This is a genomic window from Rhizobium sp. NLR16a (assembly GCF_017948245.1).
Classification (GTDB): domain Bacteria; phylum Pseudomonadota; class Alphaproteobacteria; order Rhizobiales; family Rhizobiaceae; genus Rhizobium.
In genome coordinates, this window is sequence record NZ_CP072869.1 from 329,315 (window position 1) to 353,059 (window position 23,745).

Here is a 23,745-nt window from a genome sequence, read left to right on the forward strand (position 1 = left end):
AAGCGCCCGCACGTCGCAGCTTCGCGCTGCCCAGCTTCATGACCCGTAGCATGCTGATCTACGCCGCCCTGGTCTTTTGGGCCTTCGTTTCCCTGTTTCCGATCTACTGGACGGTGACGACGTCATTCAAGACCGCCGTGAACGTGACCCAGGGCCACCTCATTCCCTTCGTGGATTTTACGCCGGACTGGAAAGGCTGGCGTTCGCTTGGCCTGTCGCCCGACACGATCTTTGCGCAATCGACCGTCCGTGACGAGTTCATCCGCCGGTTCTTCAACAGCATCGTCGCGTCGGCGGGCGCCTCGCTTCTCGCTGTCGTCCTCGGATCGCTCGCGGCCTACGGCCTCAGCCGGTTCTCCTACAAATTTCTCTGGATGCGCAACAAGGACATCTCCTTCTTCTTCCTGTCACAGCTCATCCTGCCACCGGTCGTGCTCGCGATGCCATTCCTGGTTCTCTACAAGCAACTGATGCTGCTGGACTCGCTTGTCGGCCTCATCCTGGTCTACACGCTGATGGTCCTGCCGATCGTCATCTGGATCATGCGCGACCAGTTCGACACGATCCCTCTGGAGCTGGAGCAGGCGGCGCTTGTCGATGGCTGCTCGATCTGGGGCGCGTTCCTGCGGATCGTGCTGCCCATCGCACTGCCCGGCATGGTCGCGGCATTCATCCTGTCCGTTATTCTCTGCTGGAACGAGTATTTCTTCGCAGCTCTTCTGACCAGCACCGATGCCAAGACGCTGCCGGTGATGGTCGCAAGCCAGACCGGATCGCAGGGTATCAACTGGTGGTCCATGGCAGCGATCGCCAGTGCCGCCATTCTGCCGCTCGTGCTCATCGGCATATTCCTCGAGCGCTACATCGTTAAGGGCCTGACGGCGGGCGCCGTGAAATAGCGTGGCGCCCGTAGCCGACAGAAGGCGAGCCCGATCCGCGAAATGGTGCGCCGCACAACATTTCATAACTTTACAATATTGTATTATTATGTGAAGTAAACTGCAACGCCAAACGATGTGAGCCCAGTCCAGTGACCCCATTGAAATTCGCCACCCGCCTCAACTCCTTTGCCTCCCGGCCGCAGGCCGAATGGCCTGATCTTTCCGGGAAGCCAAGTGTCAAGCAGATGGTCGCCCGTGCTGCAAAGGTCGATGGATTGACGGATCTCGATCTCAATTATCCCGATCACGTCTCCGAAGACCCGCGCGAATTGGCGCGGCAGATCGGGGACATGGGCCTTGCGATCAACGGCTTTGCGATGCGTTACTACACTAATCCCGCTTTCAAGATTGGCGCCTTCACCAACCCTGATGCAGCGGTTCGCCGTGAAGCCATCGACCTGACGAAGAAGGGCATCGACGCCACCCGTGAGGCCGGCAGCAATCTGATGACCATCTGGCTCGGGCAGGATGGATTCGATTACGCGTTCCAGGCCGACTATGCAACCTTGTGGCAACACGAAATTTCTGGAATTCGTGAAGTTTGCGAGCATGATCCCGATTGCCAGATCAGCATCGAGTACAAGCCGAACGAGCCGCGCTCCTATAGCCTGATGCCTGACTGCGCCACAACGCTGCTGGCCATCAAGGAAGTCGGCCTCCCCAATCTTGGTGTGACGTTGGACTTCGCTCATGTGCTCTATGCCGATGAGCAGCCGGCCTTCGCGGCGGCGCTGATAGCGCGCTACAGCCGTATTCTCGGCGTTCACCTGAACGACGGCTATGCCAAGCGTGACGATGGCCTGATGGTCGGCGCCGTTCACACACAACAGACGATCGAACTGCTGCGCCAGATCCGCAAGGACGGTTATGACGGCGCGATCTACTTCGACACATTCCCGGATATGACCGGACTCGATCCGGTCCACGAATGCGAGGTGAACATCCAGACTGTCAAGCGCATGCTTGATGTCGTGGACCGCCTTGAGCAGGACAATCGCCTGTCTGGCGCGATTGACCGTCAGGATGCCGTTTCCGCCCAGTCCATCATTCAAGAAGCGATGCTTGGCGCGGGGGCTTGAACTCCATCACCGCAGCACGCCGGACGGCGTGTGAATTTCACACTCGGGAGGAACCGATGAAGACATTTTTGAAGACGACCGTTGCCGCAGGTCTGGTTGCCAGTTTCCTGTTCAGCGCCGCCGTCGCGCAGGAACTTGCGCCACTCAACTCCGACACCGAAAAGGATCGCATGGACTGGTCGCAGCTCGAAGCCAAGCTCGGCGCGTTTCCCAAGCTGCCGGAAGGTACCAAGGCCGGTGCAGTTTCCAAGACGCTGACCAACGAATACTGGCGCTCGCTGGGTGAAGGCTACACCAAATTCGGCGACAAGGCCGGCGTGCCGGTGGTCTATCAGGCAGCACAGAGCGAAGGCGACCAACTCGGCCAGCTGACAATCGCCGAGGGCCTGATTACCCAGGGATACAATGTTCTTTTGGTCTCGCCGCAGACCGACGCCAATCTTCAGCCGGTCATCGAACAGGCGAAGGCCGCGGGCATTCCGGTCGTCAACGTCAATGATGCGGTCATTCCGCAGGCGGAGCACTATGTCGGCAACGTCCAGCGCGACAATGGCGTGCGCGTGGCGAAATGGTTTGTCGAGAACCGGCCGGATGGCGGCAAGGTTGCGATCGTCGAAGGCCAGGCCGGTGTCTACGCCGCCGTCCAGCGTACCGACGGCTTCAAGGCGACGATCAGCGAAAGCGGCAAGTTCGAAGTCGTCGCCAGCGTTCCGGGCAACTGGGATCGCCAGACATCCTATGACGCCGCCACCAACATCCTGCAGCAGCATCCCGACCTGATCGGGTTCTATGCCAATAACGACGGGATGGCACTGGGTATCGTCGAGGCGGTCAAGGCGGCCGGCCTTCAGGACAAGGTTGCCGTGTTCGGCACGGACGGCATTTCCGATGCCTATACGTCGATCAAGGCCGGCGAATTGACGGGCACCGTCGACAGCTTCCCGGTACTGACCGGTGAAGTGGCGCTTGAAGCCGCCTTGCGCCTTGTCGCCGGCCAGAAACTGCCCCGCGTCGTCGCCACGCCGCAGGCGCTTATCACCAAGGACAATGTCGCTCGATACCAGGGCGAAGGCGTCGATGTCCGTGCCGTGCTGATGGAAGACGCCGCCGCGGCGAATTGATCGCCAACTGACGAAGATGCCGGCCGCTCTGGCCGGCATCTCTTGCCGATGGGAGGGTGACGCAATGACACCGAGACTGAGATTCGAAGCGATATCCAAGAGCTTCCCGGGCGTGAACGCATTGTCCGACGTCTCCTTCGACGTCGCGCCCGGCGAAATCCATGGGCTTCTCGGTGAAAACGGCGCGGGAAAGTCGACGCTGCTGCGCATCCTTTCCGGCGTCTTTCGTCCAACCTCCGGGTCCATGTTTGTCGACGGCGAAAATGTCTCCTTTCGCAAGCCGATGGAGGCGCGTGGTGCCGGCATCGCCATGATCCACCAGGAACTGCAGCAAGTCCCGCATCTGAGTGTAGCGCAGAACATGTTCCTCGGGCATCCGCTGACGACCGTTGGCGGGCTGTTCGTCTCGAGAGGAGAGCAGGAGCGGCGGGCTGCCGAAGCATTGTCGATGATCGAACCCGGCATCGATCCCGCGGCGCCAATCTCTTCGCTCAAGGTGGCACAGCGCCAGATTGTCGAGATTGCCCGGGCATTGCTCGACCGCGCCAGGATCATCGCCATGGATGAACCGACATCCAGTCTGACACCGAGTGAGTTCGAACGGCTGGCTGAGGTCATAACAAAATTATCGGCAAGTGGCGTGTCGATTATCTATGTCTCGCACAAGATGGACGAAGTCTTCCGCATCTGCCAGCGCGCCAGTGTCATGCGCGACGGCAAGCTTATCGGTGCGGTGGATGTCCAGACGGCTTCCCACCAAGATGTCATCACGATGATGGTCGGCCGTGAGCTGATGCAGGAGCAGCATGTCTCACACGCGACCGCGACGGTGAAACTCGAGGCGCGCGGGCTCTCGTCGCTGACGAAAATCAGGGACGCGTCGTTCAAACTTCACCGCGGTGAAGTTCTCGGCATTGCAGGGCTTGTCGGATCCGGTCGGACGGAACTCCTGCGCCTTCTGGCGGGTGCGGACAGATTGACGGCAGGCACGATCGATATAGACGGCAAAACCGTGAACCTGCGCAATCCCCGCGATGCCATTTCCGCCGGCATCGGCCTCGTTCCTGAAGAGCGCAAGCGGGAGGGGATCATTCCCGTCCGCTCGGTCACCATCAACATGGCACTTGCCTCGCTGGAGAGCTTCTCCAAAGCCGGCATCATTCAGGGCGGCAAGTTGCGCAACACGGCTCAGGACCTGCTGCGCCGCGTCAATCTCCGGCCTTTCCAGTTGGACAGACCGATCCGGCTCTTCAGCGGTGGCAATCAGCAGAAAGCGATCATCGCGCGCTGGCTGGCAAGCAAATCGCAGATTCTCCTGTTCGACGAGCCGACCCGCGGCATCGACGTCGGCGCCAAGGCGGAAATCTATCACCTGATCGAGGCGCTGGCCGCCGATGGGCATTCCATCGTGGTGGTCTCTTCCGAACTGCCGGAAGTTATCCGGCTTTCCGATCGTGTCCTTGTCATGCGCGACGGGCAGATTGCTGCGGAGATCGCGCGTGCTGACCTCACAGAAAGCGCCATCGTGGCGCATGCCATTCCCGGTGCGAATACTGGCCGCACGCCAGCTCCGGCCGCCTAGGCGTGGGCGACATAAAGGAACACGTTATGAGCAATTCACCGGCCGCCGCCGACACGAAACTTTCGCCCGTATTCGCGCGCTTCTCGTTTTCTTTGCGAGACGCCGGCACGCTGATCGGCCTCGTCGTTATCATGGCCGTGTTTTCGACATTGGTCCCTGGCTTCCTGTCGGAACGCAATCTCGTCAATATCCTGCAGCAATCGAGCATCAACGCCTGTCTGGCGCTTGGCATGACATTGGTGATCATATCGGGCGGCATCGATCTGTCTGTCGGCCCGACTGCTGCGATATCGGCGGTCATCACGGCGACTCTGCTTCTTTCCGGAACCCCGGTTCCGCTTGCGATCCTGGCGGGCCTCGGGATCGGCATGGCCTGCGGTTTCATAAACGGAATTCTGGTTGCCTATGTCGGTTTGCAGCCCTTCATCGTGACCCTCGGAACGTTGAGCACGTATCGCGCGCTCGCGCTGATCTATACCGGCGGCAATCCTGTTCTCGGCATCCCGGCGGGTTTTCGATCGCTCTTTAATGGAAACCTGTTCGGTATTCCGATGCCCGTTCTGATCGTTGCCGTCGTGGCGCTAGCCGCCTGGGTCTTGCTCAAGAAAACCCCGATCGGCGAATATCTCCTGGCCGTCGGCGGCAATGAGGAAGCGGCCTACGTCGCCGGTGTCCCGATCGCGCGCACCAAGATCACGGCTTACGTGATCTCCGGTGGGCTTGCAGCTCTTGCGTCCCTGATTCTGATCGGGCGCTTAGGCGCTGCCGAACCGATCCTCGGCAACCTCTGGGAGCTCGACGCGATTGCTGCTGCGGCCATCGGCGGAGCCTCGCTGATGGGCGGCAAGGGCAGCATTCTGGGAACGATCCTGGGCGCCATCATTCTCGGAACTATGCGCAACGGCCTCACGTTGATGAACGTCCAGGCCTTCTATCAACTGCTGGCAACCGGCCTTATAATCCTCGTTGCGATGATGATCGATCGCGCCACGAGGGGACGAGAATGAATACTGAAAACTTCGACACGAAAGCCGTCGGCCCTCGCATCCGCATGATGATGCCCTTGCTGACGCCGCTTGAAGCAAAGGTGGTCGATACGGTTTTTGCGTTGCGCGACTTCGGCGACGACACATCGCTGAAGCAGATTGCCGACGATGCGGGTGTTTCGGAAGCCATGGTGGTGAAGATCACCAAGAAACTCGGTTTTGCCGGATATCGGGATTTCCGTGCGGCGGTCAGCCAGTATAACCGCCAGCCCACGGCCGAAATGCATCAAGAATTGTCCGTCGACGATACGTCGCAGGAGATCGTGCAAAAGGTTTTTCGCACCTCGATCAATGCCCTGGAAGAAACATTGTCGATACTCGACATGGAGGCGTTCGACAGGGCGGCGGATCTGATCCATCGTGCCAAACAGCGCGATTTCTATGGTGTGGGCGGCTCCGCGCAGATTGCACGCGATGTGTCGCACAAATTTCTGCGGATCGGCGTGCGGGCCAGCGTCTTCGATGATTTGCACATGATGCTGATGTCGGCGTCGCTGCTGGTCGACGGAGACATTGCGATCGGCTTTTCCCATTCGGGCAACACCACGGCAGTGATCGAGGCGATCCAGCTTGCCCGGCGAAACGGCGCTCGCACGATTGCTATCACCAACTACAACTCGTCCGCGTTGGCACAGGCGGCCGACGTGGTGCTTTGTTCCACCGCGCAGGGTTCTCCTCTGATGGGCGAGAATGCCGCCGCGCGGATCGCGCAGCTCAACATCCTTGACGCTGTGTTCGTTGCCGTTGCCCAGCGTGACTACAAAGCTGCCGAACGCAATCTCGAGCGGACCATGTCCGCCGTCACGTCCAAACGAAAAGATCGACTCCCATGACAACTGCACCCCTCGTTACCGTCTTTGGCAGCCTCCACTACGACATCGCCGTGATGGGACCGGCGCGGCCGCGCAAGGGTGAAACAGTGACGGGAACATCATGGCACCCGAAAAGCGGCGGTAAGGGCGGCAACCAGGCTGTTTCGTCGGCTCGAACCGGTGTCGCGACGGCGATGATAGGGGCGGTTGCCGACGACGACTTTGGGCGGTTTCTTATCACCAATCTCGCTCGCAAAAATGTTGATCACACTTTCGTTCGGCGCGATGGATCGCAATCCACCGGAATGAGTGTCGCGATCTTCGACGCGGAGGGAGACTATGGCGCGGTTATCGTTTCCGGAAGCAATCTCACGCTTGGCGACGGCGATGTTGCCGCGGCCCAGGTTCTTTTGGACAGGACGACGCTGCTTGTTTTGCAGAGCGAAATTCCCGACGCCGCCAACGTCGCGGCGGCACGGGCTGTAAAAAGAGGCGGCGGCCGTGTGCTGATCAATGCCGCGCCGGCGCGTCCGCTATCGTTCGATCTTCAGCCGCTCATCGATATCCTCGTCGTCAACGCAATAGAAGCGGAAATGCTGTCAGGGGTTCCAGTCGTAGAAACACTCGATGGCGCTCTGGAAGCTGCAAGGAAGCTTGTGAATGTCTTTCCCGAGGTCGTGGTGACCGCAGGTGGTGACGGTGTCGCTTTTGCAGACCGCCAAGGCCATGAAATCCTTATTGAGGCCGTGAAGATCGTTGTTGAGAGCACCCATGGCGCTGGTGACGAGTTCATTGGCGTGTTGGCTGCAGAAATTGCATCTGGGAAAACGATGAACTCTGCTCTTCGAAAAGCGAATATCGCCGCCGCGAAGCTGGTCAGCACCCCTGAAAAAGATCGTGTGTGAGAGACTTGAAATAGGGGGCGCTTTCAGCGCTAACTGACTACGCCGCCTTCCAGAATAATAGTTCTGGCGTCTCATTCTCCTAACATTTGAGAGACCCATCACATAGCATCGGTCGAGTCTGGCAGGACGACATGCACGAACCAAGACAGATCAAGTCCCTATTATCGGTAGCCGCGGTCGACTTCCAGCCCTCCCCGTTTTCCGCCCGCGTGGGTCGAATAGAAGGGGGTAAGCTTCAGCGGTGAAAACCAACGCGTACCTGTTCTTCCGAGACGGCCGGCCTGGCGCGCAGGCGACGGCGACCGCGATGGCCTTTGAGTAAGCGGATCGAGATTTTTCACCTGAACGGCGCGGATGCAGGCATGTGGCGCTCTACGGACATCGTGTTTTCATCCGATTCCAATGCGCCCGGCAGAGGTTCGAAGTCAGACCTGCTTGGCTTCATTCAGGACTTTCGCGAACGCGTCGGCGATTACTTTTTCGTCGTACTCCACAGACACAAGCTGAAAGCCGTCGCGCACGAGCTCGCGCGAGCGTTCAACGGTTCCCGCGAACGCACATGCGATCTTTCCCTTCGCGCGGGAGCGGCGGGCAACATCGAGAGTGGCGTTCCGCACTGCGCTTCCGTTTGGATCCATGATGCCGCTGCACAAGGCGAGCGAGAGGTCAGCAGGACCGACCAGAACGCCGTCGAGGCCGGGAACATTCAGGATTTCATCGAGGACATCGAGAGCCTCGCGTGTCTCGCACATGGCGATCGCCAACGTATTCCCGTTGGCAGACTGAACGAATACTTGGTCATCGGTTGCACTAGACAATTGCATAGCCCGGCCAGGTCCAAAGCTACGTTGTCCAAGTGGAGGATATTTGCCGTGCGATACGAACCGCCTCGCGTCGGCTGCCGAATTGATCATCGGAGCGACGACGCCCGCCGCGCCGCAATCCAGCATTCGTGCCGCCTGCGCGAAATCATTCACGCTCACACGGACGATTATGGGGGTACCAGTCAGCGCGGCTTCCGAAATACACGAGATGCACGACGCCGTATCGTGGAACCCATGCTGTTGATCAAGCAGTACAGCGTCGTATCCCGCGCGCGCGATGTAGCCCACGAGCATCGGGTCACTCAATCCCGACCAGCCCATATAGTTGGCTTTGCCGGACCTCAATCTCTTGAGGAAATTTTGCAATCCGCTTTCGTCCATGGTTTCCTCCGTTTGATCGAGATTACCGCCCAAACGCGAGAACGCGCTGTTGACGTGTAATGCTTCAAACCTCACTTCCATCGCTAGAAACGCACCACCAGATGACAGACCGAGCCGAAGATTGTGCGCCGCGCGCAATCGCTGGCGATGCATCAGAACATGACAGCGCCGTTCGGGCCAATGCACTGACCCACGAACAGCGACGCACTTGGCCCCGTTAGGAACACTATCGCGGCTGCGACCTCCTCCGGTCGACCGATGCGCCCAAGGGGGTTTGCTGTTTCCATCTCTCGCATACGATCGTCCATGGTTTCGAAACCAAGCAACGGCGTGTCGGTCGGACCAGGCGCAACAGCGTTGACGAGGATGCGCGGCGCAAGTTCGCGCGCCCATGAGCGGGTAAGCGCCAGACGTGCAGCCTTCGTAGCGCAATATACCGATGCATTGGCGCGGCCGATATAGGCCAGTTCCGACACGACGTTAAAGATTCTTCCGCCGTCAGGCAGATGGGGAAGGGCCTCTCGCGTCGTGAAGATCGCGCCCCTTACGTTGACCGCAAACATTCTGTCGACCTGCGCGGCGGAGATCGCGCCCAGCGGAGCCTCCTCCATGACGCCCGCATTGTTGACAAGGATATCGAGACCGGCCAATCTGGCGGCGGCGGCTTGCCGCATCGCGGCGGCCACCCTCTCCTCAACGCTTAGATCGCAGGGCAGGATTTCGAAAGCGTCGCCGTGCGTCGTCAAATCAAGGCCGATCCCACTTGCCGCGCCCGTGATGAGCGCTCTTTTACCTGCCAGCGAGTTCACCACGGTACCTCTCCACGATCGACACCCAACGATTGCCCGGTGATGTTCCCGGCCCGATCGGATGGAATGAAGGTTTCGAGCGCTTGAGAGGTCGCTGCTTCTGGTGCGTACCCTTTTTCCACCAGCCACTCGCAATAGCTCGGGAAATCGAAGCCGAGCGACGTCGAGATCACGTTTGCACCGCTCGAAAGCGCCCACTGGAACCCCTCCAGCAATGACCCCAAACCGCGGCTGGGACCCGGGCAGCACTGCTCGCCGTTGCGCAAGACGACGTCATCAGGCGCTACATCTTCGACCGCGATGCCCTGTGGTCCCGAGTAATCTGGAATCTGGAAGAGCATCTGAGATATTCGGATCTCAGGGCCTGTGCCATTGCGCCTTCAAGCCCGCTTCTTGCGATTGGTGCCGATGAAAGCACCATCGCCCTTCTGGACACCCGCGACGGGCAGGCCGTGCAGCAGATCGAAACCACCGCGACGCTTCCGGGCGAGGTCCCGGGATTGGTTTTCCTCGATGACAAGACGCTCGTTGCGGTCGGTCCGAGGGACAGGTCGTGTATCTCCCGGCCTAGTCGAAGCGGGACCTGCAATCAGGCGCTTTTCAGCTTGCCCGGCAACCGGTATCCCGACCCATTCTGCGGATGTGCATCGTTGAGCGGCGGTGACAATGCCAGGGAGACGGCCTCAGCATTCAATGCGGAAACTGGTAGTTATAAGCGACAAGCCGGGCCCTGGCTTTGGCAAGCTCATTCTCCGTAAAGAGCGAACGCCACTTGCTGTTGTCGAGCACCAGTGCCTCCACGGTGAGATCGAGCCTGTTGCGCTCCCAAAGGTTCGTGTATCCCTCGGAAGGTGACGTGGCATTTATGAGATAGCGCGCCGTTGCAAGCCCCCCGCGATCATTCAGCATACCCAGAAAAACGTTGGCATTGTATCTGGCCTCGGTCTTGGCCCGCTGGTAGATCGACATCATTGCCGTGTCGAACTGCCTCTCGAGATTTGTGGTCATCAAAGCTTCCCCATCGCGCCTGCCTGAATAGCCAGCTTCAGATAGCTGCACAACACCAAACCAGCCGGACGCGAACACCTATTTCCATCGCCGGTCCTGTACACGTTGATTGAAATCTCGTAGTTCAGTCGCTTCCGAGCGAATGCCAACGCGATGTGGCCGCGCGACCTTGCGACGTTATAGGACCGTGCTGTTTGCGTCGCTGGTATCCAAATCTTCCTCAGCGCTTAGCCGAATGTGGCGACGGGACGCCGGTTTCGCATCCCTGCAAGGCGATCAATGAATCGTAATCTGGGGAACGTATCTCACCAAATTGTCAAAGTGCCCGCTAGCTCAACTCGGTAGCGCGCATCCTCGTTGGGCTTTTTCCAAATGTCTGGGAGAAGGCGCGGGAGAAGTGGGAGGCGTTTTCAAAGCCGACTTCGAGCGCTACTTCGATCAAGGAGGCTTTAGTCTTGATGAGCAGTTGCTTGGCGCGTTCCATCCGCACCCGTCGGTAGACGAGGGCGGGGGAGCTTTTGGTTTCCCCCATAAACAGGCGCTCGAGCTGTCGTCTGGAGAGCCCGACCGATGCGGCGAGTTCCTCGATCGGCAATCGACCCTCGATATGCTGCTCCATCATGATCAGCACGGCCCTAATCCTTGGATCCTTGCACTCGATGGAGAGCGGCTTGCGGGTCTGGATGGCAAGCGCGGTTCGCGCCTTTTCAATGTGGAGAACCTCGAGCGCATTGCGCTCGGCTTCCTTGCTGATGTGACGACGGACGATCAATGCCGCCATGTCGGCGGCGCTGCTGCCGCCGGCGCAGGAGCCCCTTGTCCGGTCGAGGTTGAAAATCCGATCGGACCGAACCTGGTGGTCGGGGAAGCGCTCGCGAAACGTGTTGTAGTGCAGCCAACTGACGCAGGTCCGGTGCTCCTTCATCAGGCCGATTTCGGCAAGGATGAAGGAGCCGGTGCACACACCGATCAGCTTGACCTTTTTTGTCGATGCCTTCTTCAGGAAGTCGACCGTTTCCTGGTCGACGGATGGACCGTTGTTGAGCAGACCGCCGACCACGACAATGTACTGGAACTGGCTGGGATCAACGAAGTCCGATGTCGGCGCGAGCTTGACGCCGCAACTGGACGTTGTCAGATGCCGCGTGCTGCCGAGCACCTCCCAGTCGGCCAGTACCCGGCCTGACCTGTCGAATTCGTCGCTCGCCAGGCGGAGCGTGTCGACGAAGAGGGCGAAGGCAGAGAGCGTGAACGATTTCGCGAGCACGAAACCGATCTTCAGCCGGTCGACAGGCGCGTTTGGCTCCAACGATTTCATCTCAACTCCACCGCGCTTTGGCCTTTATCTGATCTGGAAACCGTGCGCCAAAGGATCTCGATCGTCTACAAAGATCGTATTGTGGCCGATGATCCGTGCCCAGCCGCCGACACTCGGCTTGATGCCGTGGAACGGACCGACGTCGACCTCTGCCTCAATGCGCCCTTCAAAGACCGTACCAATCAGGCTTTCCTGGCGGAAGGTCTCGCCGGCAGGCAAGCGACCTTTGCCGTGAAGCTGGGCCATGCGTGCCGAGGTGCCGGTACCCCCAGGAGACCGGTCGATGGCCTTGTCGCCGTAGAAGACAGCGCCACGCCCGTCGGCTTTGTCGCTGGTCGGCGTGTCGCACCACAGAGCGTGATGCACGCCCCTGATCCTTGGGTCATCCGGATGTTCCGGATCGCAGATCTTGGCCAATGCGTCGCGCAGTTTGACGCTGAGATCGACGATATCGCTGGCGGACATGCCGCCCAGTCCCGACCACGCGGCCTGCGGCTCCACCACGGCGTAGTAATTCCCACCATAGGCGATATCGACGATCAGGCGCCCGATGCCTGCGACATCGACGGCAATGTCTGCGGCGTGGAGATAGCTCGGCACGTTGAACATCCGCACCGATTCCACGAATTCGCCGGGCTTCTCATACTGGATATCGACACGGCCCGCCGGGGTCTCGATGGAAAGCCTGCCTTCTACCCGCGGCGTGATCAGGCCTTCCTCGATGCCGGCGGTCACGAGACCGATCGTGCCGGCGCCACACATGGGCAGGCATCCGCTGACTTCGATGAAGATGACCGCGAAGTCGCAATCCTCGCGATAGGCCGGATAGATGATCGCGCCGGACATGATGTCATGGCCTCGCGGTTCAAACATCAGAGCCTGTCGCACCCAGTCATGATCGCGGACAAACAGTTCCCGGCGCTCAGTGATCGGAAGATGCGGAAGAAGCGGGCCGCCCGCGGCAACGAGACGGACCGGATTGCCGCAGGTGTGGCTGTCAATGCAGAAGAAGCTGCGCCGCATGATAAGACCTTTCGAATATGTCAGTTTCCGGCCGTAGCCGGTGCTTTGCGCTGAAGGGCACCACGCGACAGCCGGTCGAGGAAGATTGCGACCGCGACGATGGCAAGGCCCGCACGAAGGCCAAGCCCCATTTCCATTCGTGTCAGGCCGCGCGTCACCTCGGCACCAAGACCACCCGCTCCGACGAGACCTGCAAGAACGACGATGGCGAGCGATAGAAGAATGCACTGGTTCAGCCCCACCAGCAGTGTTGGCGTCGCCGCGGGGATTTCGATCTTGAACAGGATGGCGCGGGGCGAGGCGCCTGTGGCCTGCCCGAGTTCCAGCAGGTCCTTCGGAACCTGACTGAAGGCCAGCGTCGTCAATCGCAGCATCGGTGGCACGCCGTAGACGATCGTGGCGATGATGGCAGGCACGCGGCCGAGGCTGAAGATCATCACGGCAGGGATGAGATAAACCCAAGGCGGGACCGTCTGCATGATGTCGAGCACGGGACGGATGGCCGCCTCGAACTTGCGGTAACGGGATGCCAGGATGCCGAGCGGAAACGCAATCAACACCGAGATACACACCGACACCGTCACCAGAGCGAGCGTCTGCATCGATGCCTCCCACAGGCCCGCCAGAAAGCAGAAGGTCAGCGCGATCGCGCTGGTTACCGCGACGCGAACATTAACGACGACGGCAGCGAAAACCACGGCAATGAGGATGACCGCGTAGAAGGGCAGGTAAAGCAGGCTCGATTCAAGGCCGCCCAGAACGGCCTCGATCACTTTCGTCACCATGTCGAAAAAGGGATGGAAATTGGCGTTCAGCCAGTCGATGACCGGGGCGAGGTAAGCGCCGGGGGAGAAACGAACAAGGTCCAGGTCCATCACTTGCCTCCATTGGCGCGGCGCGCCGCACTCTGGGTCAGTCGGTCGATCACCATGGTGAGGATGACGATGGCGATGGCGGCGTTGATCGAGGTGGCGATATCGAGCGTTCTCACCGCGCTGTAGATGGTTTCGCCAAGCCCGCCGGAACCGACGATGCCTGCGATCACCACCATCCCAAACGCCATCATCAGGCTCTGGTTGATCCCTGCCATGACGCTCGGGATTGCGAAGGGCAGCCTGATCTTGACGAACATCTGCCACGGCGTCAGGCCACTTGCCTGCCCGAGCTCGATGAACTCGCGCGGGGTTCGGCGGATGCCGAGCGATGTCAGGCGGATTGCCGGAGGCATGGCAACGATGACGGTCGCCAGAAGAGCCGTGGCCGGTCCGTATCCCATCAAAGCGATCGCCGGCAGAAGGTAGATGTAGGGCGGAAGGGTCTGGATGAGATCGAGGATCGGTTCGACGAACCTGTCGAAAGATTTGACGAAGCCGGCCACGACGCCAAGAGGGATACCGATGAGCAGCGCCATGAACGTGGCCGTGATCACCAAGGCCAGCGTGCTCATGGTCTCGGCCCACAGTCCCATCACCGCGCATCCGAGCAGGGCGACGCCTACCAAAAGCCCGGCCGGCACGTTGATCAGCCGCCATCCCAGCGCCGCCGCGACAAGGGCGATCACATAGAATGGTGGAAGCTGCACGAGCCAGAGGACGCCGTCATAGGTGCCCTCCAGAACGGCGCGGATGCTGTCGAATAGCCACGAGGCATTGTCGCTGATCCAGTTCAGCGCATCGTCGATCTTCTCGTCGAAGCTGTCAGTGATGAGGGACGTGTCCATGACCATCTCCGATCTATGCCGCAGCGGGCACGGTGGCGGGACTGCCGGCGACACCACAGAGCAGGCCACGTATCGTAACGATGCCGACCACCTTGCCACCCTCGACAACAGCGACGGCATCGCGGCTCGATTGCATGGTCAGTTCGATCAGGGCGCCGATATCCGCTTCGGGCGTGGTGCGGAGCAGCGAGCCAACATCGACATTCGGGTGGCTGCGCGTGTATTCGGCAACCGGCATCATGACGGAGTGCGCCTTGACCAGATGAATCCTGGAAATCCCGGCAACGAACTCGGCGACGTAGTCGTCCGCAGGCTTGGTCACGATCTCCTCGGCATTACCGACCTGGACGATGACCCCGTCCTTCATGATGGCGATGCGGTCACCGATCCGGATGGCTTCCTCAAGATCGTGGGTGATGAACACGGCCGACTTTCCAAGCGACTTGGTCAGTTGCCGGAATTCGTCCTGAAGCTGGCGGCGGATCAGCGGATCGAGCGCGCTGAATGGTTCGTCCATCAGGATGATCTCGGGATCGGCGGCGATGGCGCGGGCAAGGCCGACGCGCTGCTGCATGCCGCCGGACAATTCGGAAGGGTATCGTGTCGTCCAGTCGGACAGGCCAACCTTGTCCAGCGCCGCGCGGGCTGTCTTGTATCGTTCTTCCTTGCCGACGCCGCGAACCTCAAGTCCGAAGGCGGCATTCTCCAGAACGGTGCGGTGCGGAAGCAGGGCGACGCTCTGGAAAACCATCCCGATGTTGCGGGCACGAATGTCGCGGAGTTCGGCGGCATTCAGGGCGGAGATGTCCTTGCCCTTGACGAGGATCTTGCCAAGGCTCGGTTCGATCAGTCTGTTGAGCAGCCGGATGAGCGTGGACTTGCCGCTGCCCGACAGTCCCATGATACAGAAGATCTCGCCGCGCCTAACCTGAAGGTTGGCGTCCGAGACGCCGACGACGCAGTCGTAGTCCGTCAGGATCTGTTTCTTGGACAAGCCGTCTGTCTTTACCGCCTCGACGGCCGCCTTGGCCTTGGCTCCGAATATCTTCCAGACCGACTGGCAGTCGATCAGGATATCGCCGGCATCATTCATTGACATGGTCATAGCGTTCCCCGCGAGCCGGTTTGATACCGGCATTCTCATTCGTGGAATGTGGAGCCGGGCCGCCAAACATGTGGAGGCCCGGCATTCGGCTTTATTCGGTGGCGATGTTTTCCCAGCGCTTCAGGAGGTCGGCATGGCTGTCGGTCCAGTCCTTGATCGCCTCGTCCATCGTCTTGCCGTCGTTGACGGCGCTGTTGATCGCGGTGATGTCGGCAAGCGGAACATAAACGCTGGCAATCACTTCACGGGCGTGCGGGTTCTCCGCGGAAAAGCCCTTTTGCCCGATCCAGTAGTAGCTCTGCGGTGGAGGGAAGACGCCTTTGGGGTCCTGAAGGAACTTGACGTCGTATTTCTGCATCATCCAGGACGGCTCCCAGATCGTCACGGCAATCCATTCCTTGCGATCGGTGGCGGACTTCAGCGCGGCGGTCATCGCGGCCGTACTGCCTTCGACGAGCTGCAGCTTGAGATCATAAGCCTTCACGGAATTGGCCGTGTCCCTCATCAGGCCCGAGCCCGGCTCGATACCGACGATCTTGCCGCCGAGCTTGTCGGCGTTGTCGTTCAACTGGTCCATGGAATCGATGGTGACGTATTTCGGAACCGCGACGCCCTGGAACAGGCCGTGCGAGACCGGCGAAATCTTTTCGAGGCGCTTCTTATTCTTGTCCCAGTAATCCTGCGCGACATAGTCCGTCTGCGAGGCCAGGATCTGGACGTCGCCCTTGCTCAGAGCAGCATAGGCGATGCCCCATTCGGAGAACGGCACGACCTTCACGGTGTAGCCGGAATCTTCAAGCACCTTCTTGGTGATGCCGGTAATCGGCGTCAGGTCTTCCCAGGACATCGTGCCGATGGTGATGGTCTTTTCTTCAGCATGCGCCGACATGACGGTCATTCCGACCATTGCCGCTGCGCAGAATGCCTTCCACAGAGTCTTCATTTGTCGCTCCTAACTTTGCGTTCCCATTATCGTTGAAGCCTCGCGCTGGGCTCAGTCTTCACATTGCGCGGCGAGGGATCATCCCTCGCGGCCTGCACGCAATTCCTGCAAACGGATCACGGAATTGATGCCGAGCCAGGCGAACGGCTCCGGCGGCAGCCGGGAGGGCTGCGCGTGATCCATGTATTCTTCTAGTTCTCGGGAGGTCGTACCGGTGGCGAGGTCGGCAGCCATCATGCCCGCAAGGGTGCTTTTGACCGTACCGAGGCCATTTTCGCAGCAGGCCGAATAGAGCCCCTCGTCGATCTCGCCAAAGGCCGGGACATGGTTGCGGCTCAGGCAAAGGCGGCCGGCCCAGCTGTATTCGAACGGCACTTCGGCAAGGCCCGGAAACCGGGCGTCGAAGGAGCGGCGATGCTCGCTCGCCATCTTCGCCATACGCCGTTCGCTGACGCTTACCGTTGTGTCGTAGGTATATTTCGTCCGGATCACGATCCGCGACTGCCCGCCAGTGGTAAGCTTGCGCACAGTGGCGCCCATCGCGTCGGCGGGAAGAAGAGCCCACTTGTCGCGACCTGATTTTTCCTTGCCCACGCCATCGGCATCGAAGGGTGCGGTCATCGAGGCGTAGGCGAAGATGTGCATCAGCCTGCCGCCGAAGTGACCGAAATCCTCGATATGGCCGTTGACGGCGACGATGACCCTGGGGGCCGTGACCGTTCCGCGCAACGAAATGGCAGTCCAGGTTCCGCCCTCGCGCTTCAACCCGGTCACGGGCGAGCGCTCGTACACATCGACGCTTTCCGACAGCCCGGCGGCGAAGCTGCGGATATAGTCGGCCGGCTGGATGAGGACCGCGCCGGGCGTGTAGAGCCCGCTCAGATAATAGTCCGACCCGGTGATGTCGCGCATTTCACGGGCGTCGAGAAACACATGCTTCTCGCCCGCACCCTTCAGCGATTGCCCGAACGCCATGTTCAGCTTCATGCCGCGCGCGGTTGCGGCAGCATTGATCTTGCCCGAGGGATCGAAGGTCTCGCGGGGCATTTCGTATTCATCGGCCGCTTGCGCTGCAAAGGCGATCGCGGAGCGGTTCTGCGCCATCTCCATCTGTGTGGCATCGACGCTGCCGCTTGAATATTCACTGGACGAGAGGTTGTGCGGGACGTCGATCATGAAGCCCGAGTTTCGTCCCGAAGTGCCTTTCCCCAATTCACTAGCCTCAAGGATGACGACCTTGTCCTGTGGACGACGCTCTTTCAGGCGGCGGGCCGCGGACAATCCCGCGAAGCCCGCGCCGATCACCAACCAGTCCGCGGTCACGTTGCCTTCCAGGCTCCGGACTGGAAACGGTCGCTTGCTGATCGCCTCCCAGCCCGAGACGCCGTTTTCAAAAGGCAAGCGCTTGACGGACTTGGTGATCATCGGATCGTCTCGTCCACGGAGCGCTCGGAGATATCGATCCAGATCGTCTTCAGTTCACAGTAGTTGTCGTGGGCGAAGATCGACTTGTCGCGGCCGCCAAAACCCGATTCCTTGTAGCCGCCGAAGGGCGTCGAGGCGTCACCTTCGCCGAAGCAGTTGACGGTGACCAGGCCTGCCCGGATTTCGCGCGACAGCTTGATCGCCTTGCGCAGACTGCCGGTATAAACCGAAGCGGTGAGGCCATAATTGGTGTCGTTGGCCAGCTTCACGGCTTCCGCCAACGTTTCGAACGTGGTTACCGACAGGATCGGCCCGAAGATCTCCTCCTGGAAAAGGCGGCTCGCAGGGGTGACGCCATCGACGACGGTAGGTTCGATGAAGATGCCCTTCAGGGTCTCGCCGCCATGGGTGAGCGATAGCTTCTCCTTCTTCACGTCGTCGAGGAAGGATTTGACCTTGTCGAAGTGCGACTTGCTGACCAGAGCGCCGATGCGATTTTCTGGATCCAGCGGATCGCCGGTTTTCCATTCGCGCAGATAGGCGCCGATACGTTCGAGCAACTCATCCTTGATCTTGCTGTCGACGATCAGGCGAGACGTCGCCGAGCAATTCTCGCCCATGTTCCAGAAAGCACCGTTGACGACCTGCTCGGCAACGAGGTCGAGGTCTTCGGCATCATCGAGGACGACGGCCGGGTTCTTGCCGCCGCATTCGAGCACGACCTTCTTGAGGTTTGAATCCGCCGAGTAACGCAGGAAGCGACGTCCGGTCGGCGTCGATCCGGTAAAGGCGACCATATCGATATCCATGTGCAGGCCGATCGGCTCACCGACGTCCTTGCCGCTGCCGGTGACGACATTGAAGACGCCCGCGGGGATGCCGGCCTCGAGAGCCAGTTCTGCAACACGAAGGGTGGTAAGTGTGGTTTCCTGCGCAGGCTTGACGATGACGGAGCATCCCGATGCAAGCGCAGGTCCGATCTTCCAGGCGAGCATCAAGAGCGGGAAGTTCCAGGGCAGCACGCAGCCGACGACGCCGATCGGTTCGCGCACCACCATGGCAAGGGCATTCGGCCCGACCGGGTTGGTGTTGTCGTAAAGCTTGTCGATGAGTTCGGCATGGAAGCGGATCGTGTGGATCGTGTCCGCCACATCGACTGTCTGGCATTCGCGCACCGGCTTGCCACTGTCGATGCTTTCCATAACGGCGAGCTCGTGGCGGTTTTCCTCCAGGAGCTTGGCGAGTTTGAGGAGGGCCGCCTTCCGGTCGCCGGGAGGCAACAAACGCCAGCGACCGTCGTCGAACGCCGTTTTCGCATTTGCAACCGCATCATCGACATCAACAGCGTCACAGGCCGCGATCTCGGCTAGCGTCTCGCCGGTCGCAGGGTTCGTCGTCGTGAATGTCTTGCCGGATTTCGCCGGGCGGAAGGCGCCATCGATAAAGGCGTTGGTCGGCAAATGAAGGTTGGCGGCGATTGCCTTGTATTCGGCCGCGTTCAAGGGTTCATGCATTGTTGGCTCCCGACGTGATTTGGGCAACCGTGCGCTTTAAAGTCGCGACAACGGTTTCAAGGGTTCTTTTTTCTTCGGAATTGAGCGGGCGCAGTGGCGCGCGCACGGACCCTGTCTTCAGGCCGATGATCTCGCATCCATGCTTGATCGACTGGACGAATTTTCCACATTCGAGGAAGTCCATCAGCGGCAGCATCGCCGTCATGATCGCGCGGCCCTTGTCGAAATTCTTTTCAAGGACGCAGGCTTCGTAGAGGGCGACATGTTCGCGCGGCAGGAAGTTGGAGCCGGCGCAGACCCAGCTTTTGGCACCCCAGGCAAAGAATTCCAGGGCCTGGTCGTCCCAGCCACAGGAAAGGCGGATATGCGGAAACTTGCGCGCCAGGAGATGGACGTTGGCCATTTCGCCGGAGCTTTCCTTGATTGCCACGACGTTTTTGGACCGGCCCACGCGGGAGAAATAGTCCTCGCGCATGGTGATGCCCATGCGGGCCGGATAATTGTAGAGCATGATCGGCAGGTTGGCGGCGCGGTCGATCGTCAAGGCATGGATCGCATTCTCCTTTTCCGTCGGCAGCGCATAGGGCGGCGACGAGACCAGGATCGCGTCAGCGCCGATTTCCTTCGCAGCCTTGGCATATTCAACGGAGTCTTCGGTCCGCGTTGCACCGGTGCCGATGACAAGGGCGAGGCGTGTCCCGATGACATCCTTGGCGTAAGCGGCAAGCTCGAAGCGTTCCTGGGCGCTCTGAGCGTAATATTCGCCCGTCGATCCGCCGACGATGATGCCATGAACCTTGGCTTCGATCAGCGATTCCAGCACTGCCGCAAACCCCTTACGGTCGATCTGCCTGTCAGGCCCGAGCGGCGTGATCGCCGGGGTGTAGATGCCTTCGAATTTCATGATGACTTCTCCGTGGATTGCGTCGGCGTTACGACCAGTGCGTCCGCCTTGAGTGCTTGGGGTGCGATGAACATTTCCATGTTCTCGCGCGACAGTTCCCAGTGTTCGAACACGAGGTCGACGACAGCGTCTTCGTCACGGGCGGCGATCGCCGCGATGAACCCGTCATGATGACCGACTGATTTTCGAAGCCGCTCTTGCATGTCCGCGTTGCGGGGGCGGAAGAATGTGTGGCCGATGCGCGCATGATCGATCAGCAGCCTGCCGAGGCTCGGTTGCAGGTACTCGTTGCCCGACATCTCGCCGATGATCTCGTGAAACCGGTTGTTGGCGAGGGTCATCGAAAGCGCATCGTGCGAGATGCTCGCGGCCCGAAACTGTTCCTGGGTTGTCTGCAACTCGGACAGCTGCTTCACCTTGAAATTCCGAACCGCGAGGCGTCCGATCGCCGCGTAGATCATCGGGGCGACCAGGAAGAAGTGGCGCAGCGTCGAGTGGTTCATCGGGATGACCCGAGCGCCGCGGTTGGTGCGGATATCCACGTAGCCTTCGCCTTCCAGGCGACGGAAGACCTCCCGCACCGGGGTCCGTGACAGGCCGTATTTTTCACTCAGCGACACTTCATCCAGGTCTTCGTCCGGATCGAGTTCCATCGTCAGGATCCGGCGCTTGAGATCGTCGTAGAGTTCGCTCTTGCCGCCCTTCATCTCAAATCCCCGATGTGTGACCTGGCCCGCGCATCGCGCTGTCGGCTTATGAGGACAAGCTTGCATGAGATTTTAGATGAGTCAACAAAATTGTATTTTGAAAGTACACAATAGTTACACCGAAAATATACAGTTGTGCAAAGTGATAAAATTAAGAGCACTGTCACGCGAGCCCCGACTGAATATCGAGATTGCCAACGGCGACGGTCGGCCTTAAGCCAATCGCAGATCGGACACTTCTGCCTGGGGAATGAATTGAATGAAGAGCGGCAAGAGCACTCTCTACGATGATCTCAAGCGTCAGATCCTCACGATGGAACTCGACCCCGACGAGGATGTGGATGAGGTCAGCCTCAGCGAGAAGTATGGCCTGTCTCGCACGCCCGTACGGGACACGCTTCGGCGCCTCGCAGGAGAAGGCTACATTGACATGCGGGAAAACAGAAGCGCGCGCGTTATCCCGCTGAATCATTCAACTCTGCGCCATTTTTTTCTTATAGCGCCAATGATTTATGCAGCAATCGGCCGGCTGGCGGTGCAAAACTTCAAGCCTAGGCAGTTGTCGGAACTACGCGATACGCAGGAGAAATTTCGAACCGCCAGCGAGAATCTCGATACGCTTGAAATGGTCTTGGAGAACAACAGGTTTCACGAGATCATGGGTGAGATGTCGGGCAACGTTTATCTGCAGCCCAGCCTCGGGCGGCTGCTTATCGATCACGCCCGAATCGGCCACACCTTTTTCCATCCGCGCAATGATGACATGCGGCAGCGCCTTCAACTGGCTGTCGAGCACCATGACGGCTTCATCGACGCGATCAAAGCCCATGACGAACACGCCGTCGTCGACCTGGTCTTCAAGCACTGGGAACTGTCGCGCGAAAACATGGAACTCTATGTCGTGCCCAACGACATGAAGGCTGATCTTCCGGTCGAGCCCGGCTCGTCGCAGGAGAAGGATGCGCAACAGGTCTGACGCTTGGCCTTTGGACGGGGCGGCTCAGGACGTTTTCTGCAGAGCCTGCGTTAGCCATCCGGCTGCAAAATCGGCGATCGCGGAGCGCTTGGCATCGACCGGTAACAGAACGTTGTAACGGCCCTCCGCCTCGAACTCCGTGTCCCCGACCTTGACGAGGCTGCCGTCAGCCAGAAATGTCTTGATATGCACATCCCATCCGAGCGCAACGCCCTGGCCGGCCCGTGTCGCATAGATAGTCTCGGTGTAATGGCTGAGGCGGAGGATCGAGCGCAGATTGTCCGGCTTGCGGCCGCGCCGGGCAAACCAGTCTTCCTATCGATACCAGCTTCTGTTTGGAACATCGGTCTCGATCAGTTCATAGCCGCCATGGGGGAAATCCTCGACGCGACGGGACGTGGCATAATGCGGCGAGCAGACAGGATAGATCCGGTCCCCGCATGATCCCAGCACGATCCCGTCATTGAAAGGCGGCACGCCATATCGGATCGCGATATCGACGCCGCCGTTTGTCAGGTCCAGCTTGCTGTCCTGTGAGACCACGCGAATCTGATGTCCGGATTGAGCTGGCGAAACTCGGCGATCTTCGGAAGCAGCCAGAACGACGAGAATGCGATCGTTGCGCCGATGGTCACGACGTCGGTGACGCTGGCGCGCACCGCATCGACGCTGTCGGCAATATTGGACAGACTGTCTGCTAGCGTCGCGCCGAGAATGAGGCAGGCAGGAGTCGGTTCGATCGTCCGGTGGCCGCGATGAAAGAGCGGCCGGCCGAAATCATCCTCCAGAAGGGCAATCATGCGACTGACCGCAGCCTGCGTCACCCCCAATTCACTGGCTGCCGCGGTAAAGCTGCGATGCCGGATGGCGGCCTCCAGCGCCACGAGCGCGATGGCGCGTGAGCTTGCCGACACGGCGCTGCCGGTCGACGTCATCTTCTTGCATGCCAGCCGGACGCCGGGCGACCTGGTGTTCCGTAACGAACTGGCGAGCCTTGCGACCAAGCTGAAAGGCTTTCTCCTGTATTTCCTGCCGGAGACGCTCACCGGCGAAACCTCGTGGTCTGGCCTTCACGGCCGGATTTCGCGCGACCTGTTCAAGCTCATTGTTCCCGACCTCACGGAGCGGGTGATCCTGTGCTGTGGCCTGGCTCCGTTCATGGCTGCGGCACGGACGATTTCGGCAGACCTCGGCGTGCCACCCGAAAATTACATCGAAGAGAGTTTTGACGCCGCCGTGATCGACGACGCTCCGCTTCCGATGACGGACGAGGCAGTGCTCGCGCCCTTCAAGGTCGAGTTTGCCAAGCAGGGTCGTACGATTGACGTCACATCCGATCAGACCGTGCTGTCCTGCGCAAAGAAGGCCGGCGTGAAAATCCCGTCGTCCTGCTCGAACGGCCTCTGCGGCACCTGCAAATCGAAACTCGTCAGCGGCACCGTCGACATGAACCACAACGGCGGTATCCGCCAACGCGAAATCAACGCCGGATTTTTCTTGCCTTGCTGTTCGAAACCACTCAGCGATCTGGTTATTGAGCGATAAGGCTTAAGCTAGATATTAGCTGGCCACGCGAAAATTAAGCATTTTGTGTGGCTGTCG

Annotated in this window: 22 protein-coding genes and 2 pseudogenes; 9 read left to right on the forward strand and 15 right to left on the reverse strand. The window is 59.8% G+C overall.

All coding sequences use genetic code 11. The annotated features are described in order from the left end of the window. Nucleotides 1-38: 38 nt before the first annotated feature. The 7 genes from J7U39_RS28580 to J7U39_RS28610 all read left to right on the forward strand — a co-directional run bounded on the left by J7U39_RS28580 (nucleotide 39) and on the right by J7U39_RS28610 (nucleotide 7,486). A complete protein-coding gene (locus tag J7U39_RS28580) occupies nucleotides 39-899 on the forward strand; it encodes a carbohydrate ABC transporter permease (RefSeq protein ID WP_246590488.1) in 861 nt (286 codons plus the stop codon). A 140-nt stretch (nucleotides 900-1,039) separates the two neighbouring features. Beyond that, complete coding sequence (locus J7U39_RS28585) at nucleotides 1,040-2,020, forward strand: sugar phosphate isomerase/epimerase family protein (RefSeq protein ID WP_168301011.1); 981 nt, start codon at nucleotides 1,040-1,042, stop codon at nucleotides 2,018-2,020. Between the two features lie 56 nt (nucleotides 2,021-2,076). Then, nucleotides 2,077-3,141 (forward strand): substrate-binding domain-containing protein, encoded by a 1,065-nt coding sequence (locus tag J7U39_RS28590; protein ID WP_168300956.1) that lies wholly within the window; start codon nucleotides 2,077-2,079, stop codon nucleotides 3,139-3,141. A gap of 64 nt (nucleotides 3,142-3,205) precedes the next feature. Next, complete coding sequence (locus J7U39_RS28595; protein ID WP_207246308.1) at nucleotides 3,206-4,723, forward strand: sugar ABC transporter ATP-binding protein; 1,518 nt, start codon at nucleotides 3,206-3,208, stop codon at nucleotides 4,721-4,723. Nucleotides 4,724-4,749: 26 nt separating this feature from the next. Then, nucleotides 4,750-5,730 carry an ABC transporter permease gene (locus J7U39_RS28600; protein WP_168300943.1) on the forward strand — a complete coding sequence of 327 codons (981 nt, stop codon included), beginning with the start codon at nucleotides 4,750-4,752 and terminating at the stop codon, nucleotides 5,728-5,730. Further along, nucleotides 5,727-6,602: a MurR/RpiR family transcriptional regulator gene (locus J7U39_RS28605; protein ID WP_168254671.1), complete on the forward strand. Its 876-nt coding sequence runs from the start codon at nucleotides 5,727-5,729 to the stop codon at nucleotides 6,600-6,602. Before J7U39_RS28600 ends, J7U39_RS28605 begins: the two co-directional genes overlap by 4 nt. Continuing rightward, on the forward strand, nucleotides 6,599-7,486 hold the full coding sequence (locus tag J7U39_RS28610) for a ribokinase (RefSeq protein ID WP_168254672.1): 888 nt from the start codon (nucleotides 6,599-6,601) through the stop codon (nucleotides 7,484-7,486). Before J7U39_RS28605 ends, J7U39_RS28610 begins: the two co-directional genes overlap by 4 nt. Nucleotides 7,487-7,911: 425 nt before the next feature. Here J7U39_RS28610 and J7U39_RS28615 read toward each other — a convergent pair whose 3' ends face one another. From J7U39_RS28615 to J7U39_RS28680, 14 genes are all read right to left on the reverse strand, one after another. Next, complete coding sequence (locus J7U39_RS28615) at nucleotides 7,912-8,691, reverse strand: aldolase/citrate lyase family protein (RefSeq protein WP_210633117.1); 780 nt, start codon at nucleotides 8,689-8,691, stop codon at nucleotides 7,912-7,914. A 152-nt stretch (nucleotides 8,692-8,843) separates the two neighbouring features. After that, on the reverse strand, nucleotides 8,844-9,503 hold the full coding sequence (locus tag J7U39_RS28620) for an SDR family oxidoreductase (RefSeq protein ID WP_210633118.1): 660 nt from the start codon (nucleotides 9,501-9,503) through the stop codon (nucleotides 8,844-8,846). Beyond that, nucleotides 9,497-9,841 carry a hypothetical protein gene (locus J7U39_RS28625; RefSeq protein WP_168300890.1) on the reverse strand — a complete coding sequence of 115 codons (345 nt, stop codon included), beginning with the start codon at nucleotides 9,839-9,841 and terminating at the stop codon, nucleotides 9,497-9,499. Before J7U39_RS28625 ends, J7U39_RS28620 begins: the two co-directional genes overlap by 7 nt. 349 nt (nucleotides 9,842-10,190) lie before the next feature. Further along, nucleotides 10,191-10,508: a hypothetical protein gene (locus J7U39_RS28630; RefSeq protein ID WP_168254689.1), complete on the reverse strand. Its 318-nt coding sequence runs from the start codon at nucleotides 10,506-10,508 to the stop codon at nucleotides 10,191-10,193. A gap of 328 nt (nucleotides 10,509-10,836) precedes the next feature. Continuing rightward, on the reverse strand, nucleotides 10,837-11,826 hold the full coding sequence (locus J7U39_RS28635; protein ID WP_168254690.1) for a GlxA family transcriptional regulator: 990 nt from the start codon (nucleotides 11,824-11,826) through the stop codon (nucleotides 10,837-10,839). A gap of 24 nt (nucleotides 11,827-11,850) precedes the next feature. Next, nucleotides 11,851-12,849 (reverse strand): 4-hydroxyproline epimerase, encoded by a 999-nt coding sequence (locus tag J7U39_RS28640; RefSeq protein ID WP_168300939.1) that lies wholly within the window; start codon nucleotides 12,847-12,849, stop codon nucleotides 11,851-11,853. A 20-nt stretch (nucleotides 12,850-12,869) separates the two neighbouring features. Beyond that, nucleotides 12,870-13,724 (reverse strand): ABC transporter permease subunit, encoded by an 855-nt coding sequence (locus J7U39_RS28645; RefSeq protein ID WP_085739312.1) that lies wholly within the window; start codon nucleotides 13,722-13,724, stop codon nucleotides 12,870-12,872. Next, nucleotides 13,724-14,569, reverse strand: coding sequence for a proline/glycine betaine ABC transporter permease (locus J7U39_RS28650; protein ID WP_168254692.1), 846 nt, complete (start codon nucleotides 14,567-14,569; stop codon nucleotides 13,724-13,726). The genes J7U39_RS28645 and J7U39_RS28650 overlap by 1 nt, the downstream gene beginning before the upstream one ends. Nucleotides 14,570-14,582: 13 nt before the next feature. Then, the gene (locus J7U39_RS28655; RefSeq protein WP_168254693.1) at nucleotides 14,583-15,674 is read right to left on the reverse strand and encodes a glycine betaine/L-proline ABC transporter ATP-binding protein; all 1,092 of its coding nucleotides are present in this window, start codon (nucleotides 15,672-15,674) and stop codon (nucleotides 14,583-14,585) included. 91 nt (nucleotides 15,675-15,765) lie between these two features. Continuing rightward, a complete protein-coding gene (locus tag J7U39_RS28660) occupies nucleotides 15,766-16,617 on the reverse strand; it encodes a glycine betaine ABC transporter substrate-binding protein (protein WP_168254694.1) in 852 nt (283 codons plus the stop codon). Nucleotides 16,618-16,695: 78 nt separating this feature from the next. Beyond that, complete coding sequence (locus tag J7U39_RS28665) at nucleotides 16,696-18,042, reverse strand: FAD-binding oxidoreductase (protein WP_168254695.1); 1,347 nt, start codon at nucleotides 18,040-18,042, stop codon at nucleotides 16,696-16,698. Next, complete coding sequence (locus J7U39_RS28670) at nucleotides 18,039-19,556, reverse strand: aldehyde dehydrogenase (protein ID WP_168254696.1); 1,518 nt, start codon at nucleotides 19,554-19,556, stop codon at nucleotides 18,039-18,041. Before J7U39_RS28670 ends, J7U39_RS28665 begins: the two co-directional genes overlap by 4 nt. Then, nucleotides 19,549-20,460: a dihydrodipicolinate synthase family protein gene (locus J7U39_RS28675; RefSeq protein WP_168254697.1), complete on the reverse strand. Its 912-nt coding sequence runs from the start codon at nucleotides 20,458-20,460 to the stop codon at nucleotides 19,549-19,551. Before J7U39_RS28675 ends, J7U39_RS28670 begins: the two co-directional genes overlap by 8 nt. Further along, entirely contained in the window at nucleotides 20,457-21,167 is a 711-nt protein-coding gene (locus J7U39_RS28680) for a GntR family transcriptional regulator (protein ID WP_168254698.1), read from the reverse strand. The genes J7U39_RS28675 and J7U39_RS28680 overlap by 4 nt, the downstream gene beginning before the upstream one ends. A gap of 259 nt (nucleotides 21,168-21,426) precedes the next feature. Between J7U39_RS28680 and J7U39_RS28685 the strand changes: the two genes are divergently transcribed. After that, complete coding sequence (locus J7U39_RS28685; RefSeq protein ID WP_168254699.1) at nucleotides 21,427-22,143, forward strand: GntR family transcriptional regulator; 717 nt, start codon at nucleotides 21,427-21,429, stop codon at nucleotides 22,141-22,143. 24 nt (nucleotides 22,144-22,167) lie between these two features. Here J7U39_RS28685 and J7U39_RS32060 read toward each other — a convergent pair. After that, nucleotides 22,168-23,078: pseudogene (locus J7U39_RS32060) on the reverse strand (LysR substrate-binding domain-containing protein). Here J7U39_RS32060 and J7U39_RS28700 point away from each other — a divergent pair. Next, nucleotides 23,032-23,688 (forward strand): annotated as a pseudogene (locus tag J7U39_RS28700) (2Fe-2S iron-sulfur cluster-binding protein); the annotation flags it as partial. The pseudogenes J7U39_RS32060 and J7U39_RS28700 sit on opposite strands and share 47 nt — an antisense overlap. Between the last annotated feature and the right edge of the window lie 57 nt (nucleotides 23,689-23,745).

Coding starts and splice junctions, on each gene's coding strand:
- J7U39_RS28580 (WP_246590488.1), top strand. CDS start 39: ATGACCCGTAGCATGCTGATCTACGCCGCCCTGGTCTTTTGGGCCTTC.
- J7U39_RS28590 (WP_168300956.1), top strand. CDS start 2,077: ATGAAGACATTTTTGAAGACGACCGTTGCCGCAGGTCTGGTTGCCAGT.
- J7U39_RS28595 (WP_207246308.1), top strand. CDS start 3,206: ATGACACCGAGACTGAGATTCGAAGCGATATCCAAGAGCTTCCCGGGC.
- J7U39_RS28600 (WP_168300943.1), top strand. CDS start 4,750: ATGAGCAATTCACCGGCCGCCGCCGACACGAAACTTTCGCCCGTATTC.
- J7U39_RS28605 (WP_168254671.1), top strand. CDS start 5,727: ATGAATACTGAAAACTTCGACACGAAAGCCGTCGGCCCTCGCATCCGC.
- J7U39_RS28610 (WP_168254672.1), top strand. CDS start 6,599: ATGACAACTGCACCCCTCGTTACCGTCTTTGGCAGCCTCCACTACGAC.
- J7U39_RS28615 (WP_210633117.1), bottom strand. CDS start 8,691: ATGGACGAAAGCGGATTGCAAAATTTCCTCAAGAGATTGAGGTCCGGC.
- J7U39_RS28625 (WP_168300890.1), bottom strand. CDS start 9,841: ATGCTCTTCCAGATTCCAGATTACTCGGGACCACAGGGCATCGCGGTC.
- J7U39_RS28630 (WP_168254689.1), bottom strand. CDS start 10,508: ATGACCACAAATCTCGAGAGGCAGTTCGACACGGCAATGATGTCGATC.
- J7U39_RS28635 (WP_168254690.1), bottom strand. CDS start 11,826: ATGAAATCGTTGGAGCCAAACGCGCCTGTCGACCGGCTGAAGATCGGT.
- J7U39_RS28640 (WP_168300939.1), bottom strand. CDS start 12,849: ATGCGGCGCAGCTTCTTCTGCATTGACAGCCACACCTGCGGCAATCCG.
- J7U39_RS28645 (WP_085739312.1), bottom strand. CDS start 13,724: ATGGACCTGGACCTTGTTCGTTTCTCCCCCGGCGCTTACCTCGCCCCG.
- J7U39_RS28650 (WP_168254692.1), bottom strand. CDS start 14,569: ATGGACACGTCCCTCATCACTGACAGCTTCGACGAGAAGATCGACGAT.
- J7U39_RS28655 (WP_168254693.1), bottom strand. CDS start 15,674: ATGACCATGTCAATGAATGATGCCGGCGATATCCTGATCGACTGCCAG.
- J7U39_RS28660 (WP_168254694.1), bottom strand. CDS start 16,617: ATGAAGACTCTGTGGAAGGCATTCTGCGCAGCGGCAATGGTCGGAATG.
- J7U39_RS28665 (WP_168254695.1), bottom strand. CDS start 18,042: ATGATCACCAAGTCCGTCAAGCGCTTGCCTTTTGAAAACGGCGTCTCG.
- J7U39_RS28670 (WP_168254696.1), bottom strand. CDS start 19,556: ATGCATGAACCCTTGAACGCGGCCGAATACAAGGCAATCGCCGCCAAC.
- J7U39_RS28675 (WP_168254697.1), bottom strand. CDS start 20,460: ATGAAATTCGAAGGCATCTACACCCCGGCGATCACGCCGCTCGGGCCT.
- J7U39_RS28680 (WP_168254698.1), bottom strand. CDS start 21,167: ATGAAGGGCGGCAAGAGCGAACTCTACGACGATCTCAAGCGCCGGATC.
- J7U39_RS28685 (WP_168254699.1), top strand. CDS start 21,427: ATGAAGAGCGGCAAGAGCACTCTCTACGATGATCTCAAGCGTCAGATC.